Source organism: Bradyrhizobium tunisiense (assembly GCF_042263385.1).
Lineage (GTDB): Bacteria > Pseudomonadota > Alphaproteobacteria > Rhizobiales > Xanthobacteraceae > Bradyrhizobium > Bradyrhizobium tunisiense.
This window is the reverse complement of sequence record NZ_JBHLEV010000010.1, coordinates 149,732-163,537: the sequence shown is the minus strand read 5'-3', so window position 1 is coordinate 163,537 and position 13,806 is coordinate 149,732. Positions and strand designations below refer to the sequence as shown.

At 65.3% G+C, this 13,806-nt stretch carries 18 protein-coding genes; 6 read left to right on the top strand and 12 right to left on the bottom strand.

Annotation, left to right across the window (positions count from 1 at the left end; translation table 11 throughout):
- Positions 1 to 97 precede the first annotated feature (97 nt).
- From ACFDR6_RS31530 to ACFDR6_RS31520, 3 genes are read left to right on the top strand one after another with little or no spacing between them, the layout of a single operon-like run.
- Positions 98 to 433, top strand: coding sequence for an ArsR/SmtB family transcription factor (locus ACFDR6_RS31530; RefSeq protein WP_375860732.1), 336 nt, complete (start codon positions 98 to 100; stop codon positions 431 to 433).
- The gene (locus ACFDR6_RS31525; RefSeq protein ID WP_317243444.1) at positions 430 to 894 is read left to right on the top strand and encodes an SRPBCC family protein; all 465 of its coding nucleotides are present in this window, start codon (positions 430 to 432) and stop codon (positions 892 to 894) included. Before ACFDR6_RS31530 ends, ACFDR6_RS31525 begins: the two co-directional genes overlap by 4 nt.
- A 12-nt stretch (positions 895 to 906) precedes the next feature.
- On the top strand, positions 907 to 1,320 hold the full coding sequence (locus tag ACFDR6_RS31520; RefSeq protein ID WP_375860731.1) for a GFA family protein: 414 nt from the start codon (positions 907 to 909) through the stop codon (positions 1,318 to 1,320).
- Positions 1,321 to 1,324: 4 nt separating this feature from the next.
- On the opposite strand, the gene adhP is transcribed toward ACFDR6_RS31520, so the two are convergent.
- The 11 genes from adhP to ACFDR6_RS31465 all read right to left on the bottom strand — a co-directional run bounded on the left by adhP (position 1,325) and on the right by ACFDR6_RS31465 (position 10,474).
- Complete coding sequence (adhP, locus tag ACFDR6_RS31515) at positions 1,325 to 2,350, bottom strand: alcohol dehydrogenase AdhP (protein ID WP_212081480.1); 1,026 nt, start codon at positions 2,348 to 2,350, stop codon at positions 1,325 to 1,327.
- 133 nt (positions 2,351 to 2,483) lie between these two features.
- Positions 2,484 to 2,894: a DUF2000 family protein gene (locus ACFDR6_RS31510; RefSeq protein WP_375860730.1), complete on the bottom strand. Its 411-nt coding sequence runs from the start codon at positions 2,892 to 2,894 to the stop codon at positions 2,484 to 2,486.
- A gap of 104 nt (positions 2,895 to 2,998) precedes the next feature.
- Entirely contained in the window at positions 2,999 to 3,388 is a 390-nt protein-coding gene (locus ACFDR6_RS31505) for a DUF4189 domain-containing protein (protein WP_212081482.1), read from the bottom strand.
- 215 nt (positions 3,389 to 3,603) lie between these two features.
- Positions 3,604 to 5,208, bottom strand: coding sequence for an NTP transferase domain-containing protein (locus ACFDR6_RS31500; RefSeq protein WP_375860729.1), 1,605 nt, complete (start codon positions 5,206 to 5,208; stop codon positions 3,604 to 3,606).
- Entirely contained in the window at positions 5,205 to 5,906 is a 702-nt protein-coding gene (locus tag ACFDR6_RS31495) for an XdhC family protein (protein ID WP_212081484.1), read from the bottom strand. Before ACFDR6_RS31495 ends, ACFDR6_RS31500 begins: the two co-directional genes overlap by 4 nt.
- Before the next feature lie 2 nt (positions 5,907 to 5,908).
- On the bottom strand, positions 5,909 to 6,232 hold the full coding sequence (locus ACFDR6_RS31490) for an XdhC family protein (RefSeq protein ID WP_007602422.1): 324 nt from the start codon (positions 6,230 to 6,232) through the stop codon (positions 5,909 to 5,911).
- A 10-nt stretch (positions 6,233 to 6,242) separates the two neighbouring features.
- Positions 6,243 to 7,445: a vWA domain-containing protein gene (locus tag ACFDR6_RS31485; protein WP_317243440.1), complete on the bottom strand. Its 1,203-nt coding sequence runs from the start codon at positions 7,443 to 7,445 to the stop codon at positions 6,243 to 6,245.
- A 128-nt stretch (positions 7,446 to 7,573) separates the two neighbouring features.
- Complete coding sequence (locus ACFDR6_RS31480) at positions 7,574 to 8,512, bottom strand: AAA family ATPase (protein ID WP_212081486.1); 939 nt, start codon at positions 8,510 to 8,512, stop codon at positions 7,574 to 7,576.
- A gap of 60 nt (positions 8,513 to 8,572) precedes the next feature.
- Positions 8,573 to 9,379 carry an FAD binding domain-containing protein gene (locus ACFDR6_RS31475; protein ID WP_212081487.1) on the bottom strand — a complete coding sequence of 269 codons (807 nt, stop codon included), beginning with the start codon at positions 9,377 to 9,379 and terminating at the stop codon, positions 8,573 to 8,575.
- Positions 9,380 to 9,406: 27 nt separating this feature from the next.
- A complete protein-coding gene (locus ACFDR6_RS31470; protein ID WP_317243439.1) occupies positions 9,407 to 9,892 on the bottom strand; it encodes a (2Fe-2S)-binding protein in 486 nt (161 codons plus the stop codon).
- 135 nt (positions 9,893 to 10,027) lie between these two features.
- Positions 10,028 to 10,474, bottom strand: coding sequence for an SRPBCC family protein (locus ACFDR6_RS31465; protein ID WP_212081489.1), 447 nt, complete (start codon positions 10,472 to 10,474; stop codon positions 10,028 to 10,030).
- A 174-nt stretch (positions 10,475 to 10,648) separates the two neighbouring features.
- Between ACFDR6_RS31465 and ACFDR6_RS31460 the strand changes: the two genes are divergently transcribed.
- The 3 genes from ACFDR6_RS31460 to ACFDR6_RS31450 all read left to right on the top strand — a co-directional run bounded on the left by ACFDR6_RS31460 (position 10,649) and on the right by ACFDR6_RS31450 (position 13,320).
- Positions 10,649 to 12,004, top strand: coding sequence for a 3-carboxy-cis,cis-muconate cycloisomerase (locus ACFDR6_RS31460; RefSeq protein WP_212081490.1), 1,356 nt, complete (start codon positions 10,649 to 10,651; stop codon positions 12,002 to 12,004).
- A gap of 28 nt (positions 12,005 to 12,032) precedes the next feature.
- Positions 12,033 to 12,815 (top strand): 3-oxoadipate enol-lactonase, encoded by a 783-nt coding sequence (pcaD, locus tag ACFDR6_RS31455; protein ID WP_375860728.1) that lies wholly within the window; start codon positions 12,033 to 12,035, stop codon positions 12,813 to 12,815.
- A 112-nt stretch (positions 12,816 to 12,927) separates the two neighbouring features.
- Positions 12,928 to 13,320, top strand: coding sequence for a carboxymuconolactone decarboxylase family protein (locus ACFDR6_RS31450; RefSeq protein ID WP_018316533.1), 393 nt, complete (start codon positions 12,928 to 12,930; stop codon positions 13,318 to 13,320).
- On the opposite strand, the gene ACFDR6_RS31445 is transcribed toward ACFDR6_RS31450, so the two are convergent.
- Positions 13,282 to 13,806, bottom strand: coding sequence for a hypothetical protein (locus ACFDR6_RS31445; protein WP_375860727.1), 525 nt, complete (start codon positions 13,804 to 13,806; stop codon positions 13,282 to 13,284). The genes ACFDR6_RS31450 and ACFDR6_RS31445 overlap by 39 nt on opposite strands.

Genomic DNA, 13,806 nt, shown 5'->3' with positions numbered 1-13,806 from the left:
CTGACTAGTCAGTCATCGTCAAGCCACCCCTAGCGACAGATCAGAATTCCAACGAATTAGTATTGACTAATGAATTAGCGTTGACTAATAGAATGACATGATCAACGCCGCCCCAAATCCCATCACCACCGTGATGCGCGCCCTCGCCGACCCGACCCGGCGCGCCGTGTTCGAGCGTGTCTTCGAGAGCAAGGAGATCAGCGTCGCCGAGCTCACCCGCGGCAGCGGCGTGACCCAAGGCGCGATCTCGCAGCACCTGAAGTCTCTCAAGCAGGCCGGCCTCGTGGCCGAGCGCGCCGAGGGCCGCAACGTCTATTACCGCGCCGCGCCGCGAGGGCTCGAGCCCCTCGTCACCTGGATGGACCATTACGGCGTGTTCTGGCGCGAACGCTTCCAGAACCTGCGTGACCTCTTGAAGGAGATCGATCCGTGAGTGCAGTTGCTTCCAAAGTCCAAACCCAGAACATCGTCATCGATGAAGTCTTCCCTCACGCCGTCGCGACGATCTGGAAGGCGCTGACCAGTGCCCAGTTGATTGCGCGCTGGCTGATGCCGCCGACCGGTTTCGAGGCCGTCGAGGGAAACAATTTCACGTTCAAGACCAATCCGGCCGGCGCGTGGGATGGCACGATCCATTGCCGCGTTCTGGAGGTCGTGCCGAACCAGCGCTTTGCTTACGCCTGGAAGGGCGGAGACGAGAGCAACACCGGTTACGGCTCGGCGCTTGATACGGTCGTCACCTGGTCGCTCACACCGGTCGAAGCAGGGACGCGCGTGCGCGTGGTGCATTCCGGCTTCGTGACGCCAAAGAACGATACTGCTTATCGCAACATGAGCGACGGCTGGGTCAAGGTGCTGCAGCGCCTCGATGCCGTCTCCGGCGAAGACAAGTAAGGGAATATCGTGATGAACAAGCCCTATACCGGCGGCTGCGCCTGCGGTGAGATCCGCTATTCGATCGTCGGCGAGCCCCTGTTCAGCAATCATTGCCAGTGCCGCGACTGCCAACGCGAAAGCGGCAGTGCACATGGCTCGTACGCGACGTTCGCGCGGGCCGGCGTCACGCTGACCGGCGATGCCAAGCACTGGGACATGGTCGCCGACAGCGGCAACGTGAAGACGCGCGGCTTTTGCACGCAATGCGGCGTGCCGGTGTACATGACCTTCGCAGCGCAGCCCGACGTCTTCACCGTCCGCGCTGCGAGCCTCGACGAGCCCGCCCGCTACAAGCCGCAGGCGATCACGTTCGCCGCGCGCGGCCATGATTGGGATCGGATCGACCCCAGCCTGACGAAGTTCGAGGGCATGCCGGCCGGATGATGCGCTAGCCGAAATCCAGCACCATGCGGCCGTCGATCTTGCCGGCCTTCATCCGGTCGAACACCTCGTTGATTTGCGCGAGCGGCACCTTCGTCACTTCGGCCTTGACCTTGCCGTCGGCAGCGAAGGCGACGGCCTCGTCGAGATCGCGCCTCGTGCCGACGATCGAGCCGCGCACCGTGATGCGCTTGAGCACGACATCGAAGATCGGCGTCGGAAATTCGCCCGGCGGCAGGCCGACGAGGCTGACGGTGCCCTTCCGGCGCACCATCTTCAGCGCCTGGGCGAAAGCAGCGGTCGAGACCGCCGTCACCAGCACGCCGTGGGCCCCGCCGCCGGTCGCCGCAAGAACCTTGTCGACCGCGCCGGCTACGAGGGCGTTGACCGCGAGATCGGCGCCGGTTTCGCGCGCCAGCTCCAGCTTGTCGTCGGCGATGTCGACGGCCGCGACCTTGAGCCCCATCGCCTTGGCATATTGAATCGCGACATGGCCGAGCCCGCCAACGCCTGAGATCACCACCCACTCGCCGGGCCGAGCCTCGGTCTCCTTCAGACCCTTGTAGGTTGTGACGCCGGCGCACAGGATCGGCGCGATGGCGGCGAAATCGACCGTCGCCGGCAGCTTTGCGGCAAAGGCGGCCGAAGCGATGACATATTCGGCGAAGCCGCCGTTGACGCTGTAGCCGGTGTTGTGCTGGTGCTCGCACAGCGTTTCCCAGCCGGTCTCGCAATATTCGCAAGCCATGCAGGCGTCATGCAGCCAGGCGACGCCGACGGCATCTCCCACTTTCAGATTCTTCACGCCAACTCCGAGCGCGGCGACTGTCCCGGCGACCTCATGGCCGGGAATGAAAGGCGGAACCGGCTTCACCGGCCAATCGCCGGACGCTGCGTGCAGATCGGTGTGGCAGACGCCGCACGCCTTGACCTTGACCAGAACCTCACCGGGACCGGGCTGCGGCACCGGCACGTCCTCGATCACCAGCGGCTTGCCGAATTGCTTGACGATCGCGGCTTTCATGGTCGGCATCTGCCTGCTCCTCTGCGTGTTTTGAAGCAGAATAGCGACGCCGCCCCCCGCCCCTTTGACGGAGGTCAAACAGCACAAAGTTTGCGCAAGGCCTGCCCCATCATGACACGATGATGACGCCGCGCGGAATGTGTCAGCTATGGAACTTGAGGCCGTCGATGACCTTGTCGATCACCTTGCGTTCGGCGCGCATGGCGATGCCGACGAGATTGAGATCGTTGCGCGCCACTGCCCTCACCGCCTCGCGATTGGCGGCATCGTGCGTGGTGCTGAACATGTCCTCGGTATAGACCGCCGGCTTGACGTTGCGCGCCAGCGCACGTTCCAGCGCGCGCGACAACGCCGGGCCGTCGGCGCCATAGATCAGGATCGGCTGGCCGATCAGCGCATGATATTCCGTGCCCGAAGCGTCCTCATAGGCTTCGCCGATGCATTCGGGAAAAGCCGCGGCGATGCCGCTGGTGAGAAAGGACGCGACGTTGAGCTTCTGCCAGGCCTGAAGATCGGTGCGGATCACGACTGCGATCTTGGTATCGAACTGCATGTGGTTCCCTCGATGGTCATTCCGGGGCGATGCGCAGCATCGAACCAGGAATCTCGAGATTCCGGGTTCGCGCTACCGCGCGCCCCGGAATGACAATACAGAAATCAACCCTTCGCGTCGCAGGCCCAGGCACGAATCACGCATTCCTTGCCGCCGTATTTGTAGCATTCGCGCGTGGCGGCGTTGAGCGAGGCGGAGATCTTCGGCTTGACCGCATAGCCATAAGCGCCGCAGGGGTTGGCGAGATCGACCGACATCGCCGCGCAGGCGCGCTTCATCGTCACCGTCGTGCAATCACCCTTGCATTGCTTCTGCGCCGCGGCGCGCGCTTCAGTCTCGGCGCCGTAATCAAAGGCCTGGCCATAGGCGCCGCACTTGCCGACCGCAATGGCGCCTGCGGCGTGGGCGTCGGTCATGTAGCGGGCGCCCGTGACGGCAACTGACAAGACAAAGCAAAACATCGCGCAACGCCGCGCGACGACATTCGAAGCCATGGAAAAACCCCTCCCCCCAAGGCAGGCGGTGAGGACTCTAAGCGGCGGTCGTTTCCAGATGGTGAACGGGTGCTTGAAATAGAGCAGAATGGGGAGGCGCCGTAGGGTGGGCAAAGCGTAGCGTGCCCACGATTTGTATCCGCAATAGAAAGAAGATGGTGGGCACGGCGCTCCGCTCCTTTGCCCACCCTACGGCACCGTCGTTTGCCGCACCGTCATCCCCGTCTTGCCGCTTCCAGCGCCTGCGGCGTGTCGATGTCGAGGAAGGCGCTCTCGCCGTCCACGGGCACTTCGGCCACTGCCTCCGTGTGCTTGGCGATCAAATGCCGCGCGCCGATATCGCCGTCGAGCGTCATCAACTCCTTGAAGAAGCGGCGCGACCACAGCACGGGGTTGCCACGGCGGCCTTCGCTGACGGGCACGACGATGAGGTTGCCGCGGTCCGGCGCAAAGCCATCGATGAGGCGGTCGATCAGGCCGGCATCGATCAGCGGCATGTCGCCGAGGCACACCACGGCGCCGTCGCAAGTTTCAGGGACGGCAGCGATGCCCGATTTGACCGAGCTCGCGATCCCGCCGGCGAAGTCCGGATTCTTGACAAACCGCACCTTCAGGCCTTGCAGGGCCTGCTCGACCAGCTCGGTCTGATGGCCGGTGACCACGATCACCTCGGATGCTTTCGACGCCAGTGCCTGCTCGGTCGCGATCCGCACCAGCTTCTTGCCATCGAGCTCGGCGAGCAGCTTGTTCGGGCCGCCCATGCGCGTGGAGCGGCCGGCCGCGAGCACGATGGCGGCGACCTGGCGATTACCTTCGATCTCCGGCGTGGCGCGCGGCTGCGGCCGCGTGACGATCTCCATCAGGAGGCCACCGACGCCCATGCCCATCAGCTCGGAGCGCGTCACCTTGATGCCGGCGAGAAGCCGCATCAAGACCCAGTCAAAGCCGTTCTCGACCGGCGAGCGCGCACAGCCCGGCGCGCCCAGCACCGGCACATTGCCGGCGCGGGCGACCAGCAGCAGATTGCCGGGATCGACCGGCATGCCGAAATGCTCGATCTCGCCGCCGATGCCGGTGACGGCTGCCGGGATGACGTCGCGGCGATCGGCAATCGCAGATGCTCCGAACACGATGACGAGCTCGGCCCCTAACGCGAGCAATTCCTTGATCGCGGCCGACAGCGCCTGCTCCTCGTGAGGAACGCGCCGCTCGGCGATGATGCTGGCGCCGGCCGGCGCGAGCCGCTCGGCGGTGACACGGAGCGTCTTGTCGATCACCTTGGAGGACAGGCCCGGCAGCAGGGTCGAGACCACGCCGACGCGCTGGATCACGTAAGGCGCGATTCTGAGCACGTCCTTGCCCGCGGCCTTCACCGCGGCGTCGCGCAAACTGCCTTCGACGCCGAACGGGATGATCTTGACGGTGCCGACCATCTCGCCTTCGACCACCGGCTTGTAGGCGGAGAGCGTAGCGAAGGTGATGGCCTCATCGATATTGTTGATGCGGTCGACCGCGGCGCGGTCGATCACCAGCACGCCCGGGCGCGCGGCGAACAGATTGGCGCGGCCGGTGAAGGCGCGTTCGACATGGATGCCCTCGCCGCCGACGGCGAGCGCGATGCCGGCGGCCGCAACGTCCTCGGGGACGTCACCGGCCTCCATGCGCACCACGACGATGTCCTTGATGCCTGCACGCTCGAGCGCCTCGACCTCGGCGGGGCCGATCGTCGTGCCCTTCTTCAGCACCAGCGGTCCCTGACGCAGGGTGTGGACGGTCACCCCGCCGATCGCATCCCTGGGGCTCGCCGGTCCGAACTTCATGCGGCTACTTCTTTTTCCTTGGGAGGCAGCCGGAGCACCGCCGTGATCTCGGCCATGATCGACACCGCGATCTCGGACGGAGAGACCGCGCCGATCGCAAGTCCGATGGGCGCGTGGATGCGGGCGATGTCGCTCTCCTTCGCACCCTGCGCGCGCAACCGGTCGCCGCGCTTGGCGTGCGTTTTTCGGGACCCGAGCGCGCCGATGTAGAAGCAATTGCGCTCGAAGGCGTGCAGCAGCGCCGGATCGTCGATCTTGGGATCGTGCGTGACTGCGACGAAGGCCGTGTAGGCATCCACATCGAGCGGCGGCAGCGCGGTGTCCGGCCATTCGGCCACCAGCGGAATATCGGGGAAGCGCTCGGGGCTCGCAAATGCCGTGCGCGGATCGACGACGGTGACGTCGTAGCCGAGCGAGCGCGCCAGCGGCGCCAGGGCCTGACTGATATGGACCGCGCCGACGATGACGAGCTTCGCGGTCGGTGCATAGACGTTGAGGAACAGCTTTTTGCCGCCGGCCTCGACACTGGCGCTCTTGCCCATGCGGAGCTGCTTGTCCAGCTCCGCCCGCAGCGGATCCTTGGCGAAATCGGCGGCCTTCACCAGGCGCTGCTCGCCGCTCTCGGTGTCCGTCACCAGGATCGCCGGCCGGCGTGCGGCCCGCTCGGCATTGAGTTCGTGCAGGATCTCGAGCTTCACGGCTAACCGACCTTCTCGACGAAGACGCGGATGGTGCCGCCGCAGGACAGCCCGACATTCCAGGCGGTCTCGTCGGCGACGCCGAACTCCAGCATCCGCGGCTTGCCGCTCTGGATCACGTCCATGGCCTCGGTGACCACGGCGCCCTCGACGCAGCCACCGGAGACGGAGCCCAGGAAGGTGCCCTCGTCGTTGATGACGAGGCTCGAGCCCGCCGGGCGCGGCGCGGAGCCCCAGGTCTCGACGACCGTCGCCAGCGCGACGCCACGGCCGGCCTTCTGCCAGTCCTCCGCCGCCTTCAGGATATCCTCGTCGCGATCGAGCATGGGGTGCCTCTCAAGCTGCGGAGCGGATCAGGCTGCGGTGATGCGGCGGCAGCGGCCGGGAGAGCGTCGTGATCAGCTCCTGGATCGAACTCAAATTATGTACCGGGCGGAATTCGTCAACGTGCGGGAGCATCATTTTGATGCCCTGCGCCTTGGCCTCGAAGCCGCCGAACCGCAAGAGCGGGTTGAGCCAGATCAGCCGCCGGCACGACCGATGCAGCCGGTCCATCTCGAAGGCAAGCCTGGAATCGGCCTCCCGCTCCAGCCCGTCGGAGATAAGCAGCACGATGGCGCCCTGGCTCAGCACGCGACGCGCCCACAGTTTGTTGAAGTTGTGCAGCGAGGCCGAGATCCGCGTGCCGCCGGCCCAGTCCTCGACCGAGGCCGAGCAACTCGCCAGCGCCTCATCGGGATCGCGCTGGCGCAGCGCGCGGGTGACATTGGTGAGACGGGTGCCGAACAGGAACACCGAGACACGCTTGCGCGCATCGCCGATGGCATGGAGGAAATGCAGGAACAGGCGGGTGTACTCGCTCATCGAGCCCGAGATGTCGAGCAGCGCCACGATCGGCGCCGGCTTCTCGATCCGCCCCAGGTGATGGAGGTCGATGATGTCGCCGCCGGTGCGCAAGGATGCACGCAGCGTGCGACGCAAATCGAGACGAAGCCCGCGCGGATCAGGCCGGTGCCGGCGCGTCAGGAGCTCGGCCTGCGGCAGCCGCATCCGCTCGACGGCACGCAGCGCCTCGGCGATCTCGGCCGCGCTCATCTGCGCAAAATCCTTCTTCTGCAGGATCTCCTTGTCGGAGACCGACAGGCGCAGATCCTGCTCCTGATGCTGCGGCGTCTCGGTCATGCGCGGACGCGACATCGCCTCCTGCACGCGGCGCGAGCCCGCCTGCGGCTTCTTCTTGGCCTCGTCCGGCAGCGGCACCGAATCCAGCATGTGCTTCCATTCCTCCGAGGCGCGGAAGAACAGGTTGAAAGCCTGCTTGAAAATCAGCGCGTGCTCGTGGCGCTTGACGAAGATCGCCTCCAGCGTGGTGAAGACGTCGGCACGGTTGCCGATGTCGATCACCTGCAGCGCGCTCATGGCGTCGATGACGGCGCCTGGCCCGACCGGCATGCCCGCGGCACGCAGCGCGCGGGCAAAGCCGACGATGTTGTCGGCGAACTGCTCGGTCTGCTCGGGGGCAAGGTGGTTGATGGCCATGGTTCAACACTCTCAGCCGTCATTCCGGGACGCGCCCCTTGGCGCGAACCCAGAATCCATCCATCCACCAACTCTGCGGCCCAATGGATTCCGGGTTCGCGCTATGCGCGCCCCGGAATGACGGAAAATCAATTCTCGCTCGTCGCTTCCTTCAGCACCTTCTGCAAGGTGTCGCCCTGCATCCGGGTGATGTCGTCCTGGTACTTGAGCAGCGCGCCCAGCGTGTCGCCGACCACTTGCGGGGTCAGCGAACGGGCGTCGAGCTCGGACAGCGCGGTGGCCCAATCGATGGTCTCGGCGACGCCCGGCGACTTGTAGAAATCCTGGTTGCGCAGCGCCTGGACGAAGCGCACGACCTGCTGCGACAGCTTCGCGGAAATGCCCGGCACGCGCGACTTGACGATGGCGAGCTCGCGCTCGGCCGCGGGATAATCGACCCAGTGATACAGACAGCGCCGCTTCAGCGCGTCGTGAATCTCGCGGGTGCGGTTGGAGGTGATGATGACGATCGGCGGACTCGGCGCCTTCACGGTGCCGAATTCGGGAATTGTCACCTGGAAGTCGCTGAGGATTTCGAGCAAGTACGCCTCGAACGCCTCGTCGGCGCGATCGAGCTCGTCGATCAGCAGCACCGGCGGGCCCGCAACGTCGGGCTCCAGCGCCTGCAGCAGCGGCCGCTTGATCATGTAGCGGTCGGCGAAAATGTCGCTCGAGAGCTGGTCGCGATCGGTGTCGCCGGCGGCTTCCGCCATCCGGATCGCGATCATCTGCGCGGCGCTGTTCCACTCATAGACCGCCGAGGACACATCGAGGCCTTCGTAGCACTGCAGGCGAATCAGCTTCCGCCCCAACGCGGCCGACAAGACCTTGGCGATCTCGGTCTTGCCGACGCCGGCTTCGCCTTCCAGAAACAGCGGCCGTCCCATGCGCAGCGACAGATAAGTCACCGTCGCCAACGACCGCTCGGCGAGATAGCCGCGCGACGTCAGGAGTTCGAGCATCGCATCGACCGATGCCGGCAATCCAACTGAAGTATTGGCCCCGGAGGTGTTGGCCGCTGAAGTCATGAAAAAGCCAGTCTCGCTACGCCCTCACCGGGACAAGTTTGGCCGAGGCGTGAGGTTCACTCACTCCTTGGCGTTGGCGGCATCGAGCGCGCGCCGCGTCAGCACACCGATGAGATGCGCGCGGTATTCGGCACTGCCGTGGATGTCGCTGTTGAGCCCCTCGGCCGGCACCTCGATGCCTTCGATCGCCTTCGACGCGAAGCGCTTCTTCAAAGCTTCCTCAAACGCCTCGACGCGGAACACGCCTTCGGAGCCGGCGCCGGTCACGGCAACCCGCACATCGGAGGGACGCCGTGCCACGAACACGCCGACCAGTGCATAGCGCGAGGCCTGGTTGCGGAATTTGATGTAGGCCGCCTTTTTCGGCAGCGGAAACATCACCTTGGTGATGATCTCGTCGGCTTCGAGCGCGGTCGTGAACAAGCCCTGGAAGAACTCTTCGGCCTTGAGACGACGCTTGTTGGTGACGATGGTCGCGCCCAGCGCGAGCACGGCGGCCGGATAGTCGGCGGTCGGGTCGTTATTGGCGAGCGAGCCGCCGATGGTGCCCTTGTGGCGCACGGCGGGATCGCCGATCTGGCTTGCGAGATTCGCCAGCGCCGGGATCGCCTCGCCGACGATCGCGGAGGTAGCGACCTCGGCGTGCCTGGCGGTGGCGCCGATCACCAGCGAGCGGCCCTTCATCTCGATCGTGTTGAGCCCCTCGATGTGGGAGAGGTCGACCAAATGCGGGGGGCTGGCGAGGCGCTGCTTCATGACGGGAATCAGCGTGTGGCCGCCGGCGATCACCTTGGCGTCTTCGTTCTTCACCAGGAGGTTGGCGGCCTGCCGGACAGTCCCGGGGCGATGATATTTGAATTCGTACATCTGAATGTCCTGATCGCGGGATGCGCGTTACGCGAGATCGGATTTCGCCATCGCCTTGGCGCCGGCAGAGATCGAGGCGACGATGTTCTGGTAGCCGGTGCAGCGACAGAGATTGCCTTCCAGCTCTTCCCGGATCGTATGGTCGTCGAGCTCGTTGCCCTTGCGGTGCACGATGTCGATCGCGGTCATGATCATGCCCGGCGTGCAGAAGCCGCACTGCAGTCCATGGTGCTCGCGGAAGGCCTCCTGCATCGGATGCAGCGGCGCGCCGTCGGCGGCCAGCCCCTCGATCGTCTTGACCTCGTGGCCATCGGCCATCACCGCCAGCGTGGTGCAGGACTTCACGGCCTTGCCGTCGAGATGCACGACACAGGCGCCGCACTGCGAGGTATCGCAGCCGACATGGGTGCCGGTCAGGTGCAGATTCTCGCGCAGGAACTGCACCAGCAGGATGCGGGGATCGACGTTGGCCGTGACTGGATTGCCGTTCACGATGAGGGAGATTTTTGCCATAAGCACTCTCTATCAGCGCCCCGACGGGTCCCATCGAAGCGGTTCTTATAATTATTCCAGCCCATCATATGGGCCATTATGCCCGGGGGCAACATCACCCCGGACGCAAGGCGCCATGCCGAAAGGCGATAGCCTTCAGCCCTGTACCGCCTTGGCGAAGTTCGCGAAAAACTCGTCGGCGAGTTTCTTGGCGGCGCCGTTGATGAGGCGTTGGCCGAGCTGCGCCAACTTGCCGCCGATCTGCGCCTCGACCTCGTAGGAGAGCAGCGTGCCGCCGTCCTTCTCCGCCAGCTTGACCACCGCGCCCCCCTTGGCGAAGCCGGCGACCCCGCCCTCGCCCTCACCCGAGATCCTGTAGCCGTTCGGCGGGTCGAGATCGGAAAGCGTAACCTTGCCCTTGAAGCGTGCCGACACCGGCCCGACCTTCATTTTCGCCGTTGCGCGAAAGCCGCCGTCATCGGTCCTCTCGAGCTCCTCGCAGCCGGGGATGCAGGCCTTCAGCACCTCGGGATCGTTGAGCTTGTCCCACACGGCCTCGCGCGGCGCCGCAAGTTGGACTTCGCCGTTCATCGTCATGGCCATGGGTGCCTCCCGGATCGTGCGACTATAGTGCTGATCGATCAAGTAACGCAGGGACGCGGCAAAGGAAAGGGCGGTGCCCGGTCAAGTGCAATGCATATTCGCAACTGCAAAAGGACCCCTGCAGGCGGTTGGGGATTGGCACAGAAGGGCCATGATGATTAGGTCGCGCGCACCATGAGCACATCCCTCTCCCCCCTGCTCGCGCCGATGCTGTCGAGCGCCGCCATGCGCGCCGTCTGCGACGACCGGTCCACCCTGCAGAACATGCTTGATTTCGAGGCAGCTCTGGCACGCGCCGAGGCCGCCACGGATGTGATTCCGGCATCAGCGGTGGGCCCGATCGAGGCCGCATGCAAGGCCGACCGCTTCGACATGGCCGCGCTGGCGGAGGCCGCGATGCGATCGGGCAATCTGGCGATTCCCCTGGTCAAGACGCTGACCGCCAATGTCGGCAAGGCCGACGCCGAGGCCGCGCGCTACGTGCATTGGGGCGCTACCAGCCAGGACGTCATCGACACCGCGACCATGCTCACGCTGCGTGCCGGCATCGCTGTCCTGGACGCCGATCTCAGCCGCGCCATCAAGGGCTTTGCCGCACTGGCGCGCCACCATCGCAACACCGCGATGGTGGCACGGACCTGGCTCCAGCACGCGCTGCCGATGCCATTCGGCCTGAAAGCCGCCGAATACGCGTCAAGCCTCGCCCGCGCCCGCTGTCGCCTCAGGCGACTCTCCCGCGAGGGCCTCGCGCTGCAATTCGGAGGCGCCGCCGGCACGCTTGCCGCGCTCGGAGACAAGGGGCTCGCGGTCGCCGAGCGGCTGGCGCAGGAATTGAACCTGCCGCTGCCCGAAGCGCCCTGGCACACCCATCGCGACCGGATCGCGGAGGCCGCATCAGCCTTCGCGATCCTCGCTGGCAGCTGCGGCAAGGTCGCGCGCGACGTCTCGCTGATGATGCAGACTGACGTCGCCGAAGCGTTCGAGCCGGCCGGCGAAGGCCGCGGCGGCTCCTCGACCATGCCGCACAAGCGTAACCCGGTCGCCGCTGCAAGCGCGCTGGGCGCCGCCACAATGGCTCCGCAGCTTGCCGCGACGATATTCGCAGCTCAGGTGCAGGACCACGAACGCAGCGCCGGCCCCTGGCATGCGGAATGGCCGACGCTGCCGCAATTGATGCTGGTCACTTCGGGGGCGCTTGCTGCCATCGTCGACATCGCCGAAGGCCTCGACGTCGATGCTGCGCGCATGCGCGATAATCTCGACGCGACCAAGGGGCTCATCATGGCCGAGGCGGTGACCTTCGCGCTGGCCGAGACGATGGGCAAGAGCGATGCGCATCATCTGATCGAGGCCGCCAGCAAGCGCGCGATTGCCGAGAAGAAGCATCTGCGCGAGCTGCTGTCGGCCGATCCGCAGGTCACTGCGCACCTTTCTCCGGAAAAAATTGCGGCATTGTTCGAGCCGATGGCCTATCAAGGGGCTTCCCAAGCCCTGATCGACCGGCTGCTCGACAGCCTCGACCGCGAATAAGAACCGCAAGATACGACGGAGACGCCGCATGCCCATGATCGATGCCGACGGATGCCTGCTCAACGTCTCCGTCGAGGGCCGGGACGGTGGGCCGACCTTGATGCTCTCCAATTCGCTCGGCTGCACGCTTCAGATGTGGGAGCCGCAGATGAAGGCGCTGACGCAGCTGTTCCGCGTCATCCGCTACGACCGCCGCGGCCACGGCAAGTCGAACGTCCCGCCCGGTCCCTACACGATGGAGCGCTTCGGCCGCGACGTGCTCGCGATCCTCGACGACCTCAACATCGAGAAGGTGCATTGGTGCGGCCTGTCGATGGGCGGCATGGTCGGGCAGTGGCTCGGCGCGAACGCGCCGGAACGCTTCGGCAAGCTCATCCTCGCCAACACCTCCTGCTACTATCCCGATCCAACAAACTGGCACAACCGCATCAAGGCGGTAAAGGAGGGCGGCATCGCCGCCGTCGCCGATGCCGTGATCGCAGGCTGGTTGACGCAGGACTTCCGCGAGCGCGAGCCTGACATCACCGCGAAGATGAAGTCGATGCTGCTGGCTTCCCCGGTCGAAGGCTATCTTGCCTGCTGCGAGGCGCTGTCGACGCTCGACCAGCGCGACCTGCTTGCCAAGATCAAGAGTCCGACGCTGGTGATCGCCGGCCGCCACGACATGGCGACGCCGATCTCGGCAGGCGAATTGATCCGCTCGAAAATTCCCGGCGCCAGCATGACCATCATCGACGCCGCGCACATTTCCAACGTCGAGCAGCCACATGTGTTCACGGATGCGGTGGTAGGATTTCTGACGCAGCGCTGATCTCACAACACCGTCATTGCGAGGAGCGTAGCGACGAAGCAATCCAGAAATCCATCCGCGGAGAGACTCTGGATTGCTTCGCTGCGCTCGCAATGACAGAGAGGAGAATGGAATGGACGACCAGAAGCGCCGCGATGCCGGCATGAACGTTCGCCGCAAGGTGCTGGGCAACGCCTGGGTCGACAAGTCGATCGCGAACCGCAACGCCTTCAACACCGACTTCCAGGATATGATCACCCGTTACGCCTGGGGTGAGATCTGGACGCGTCCGCATTTCGACGAACGCACGCGCCGCGTGCTGGTGATCGGCACCATGGTCGCGCTCGGGCAATGGGACGAATTCCGCCTGCACGTGCGCGCGGCACTCGCCGAGGGCGGCTTCACGCCCGACGACATCAAGGAAATCCTGCTTCAGCAGGCGATCTATTGCGGCGTGCCGGCCGCGAACCACGCCGTGAAGGAAGCCTCAGCGATTGTGCAGGAGCTCGGCCTGCTCGAGAGCTAGCGGCGCGACGTTCTCGACGATCGTCGGCGCAGCCTCGGGCCGTTCGATCACCACCACGATGGCTGCGCCGAGCAGGAGAAGCAGCTCGGTCGCATGCAGCCGGAGCGCGGCCATCTCGCCGACCTTCGAAGCCATCACCATGCTGGCAAACGAGAGCAGGCTGCCGATCGCCAGCGCAATGCCGAGCGCCTCGTCGCTGCCGCCGCCCTTGCGGACGCGGGGGATGCACAGAAGCACGAGGTAGATCGCAAAGAACGCCACCACGGTCATCCGGCCCAGCGCCAACAGCCAGGCGGCCCGCACCGTCTCCATCCCCGCCATCTGGAGATGATCGCTCAGGTACAGCGCAACCGCCACGCTCGGCCGTTCGTAGAGACCGTGCACCGGCGCGACGACGATATTGAAGGCAACGAGGGCCCAGACCGGAATGAAATAGGCCGCCAGCAGCGCGCCGTTGACCGAGCCGATCCGCCAATTTCTCAACAT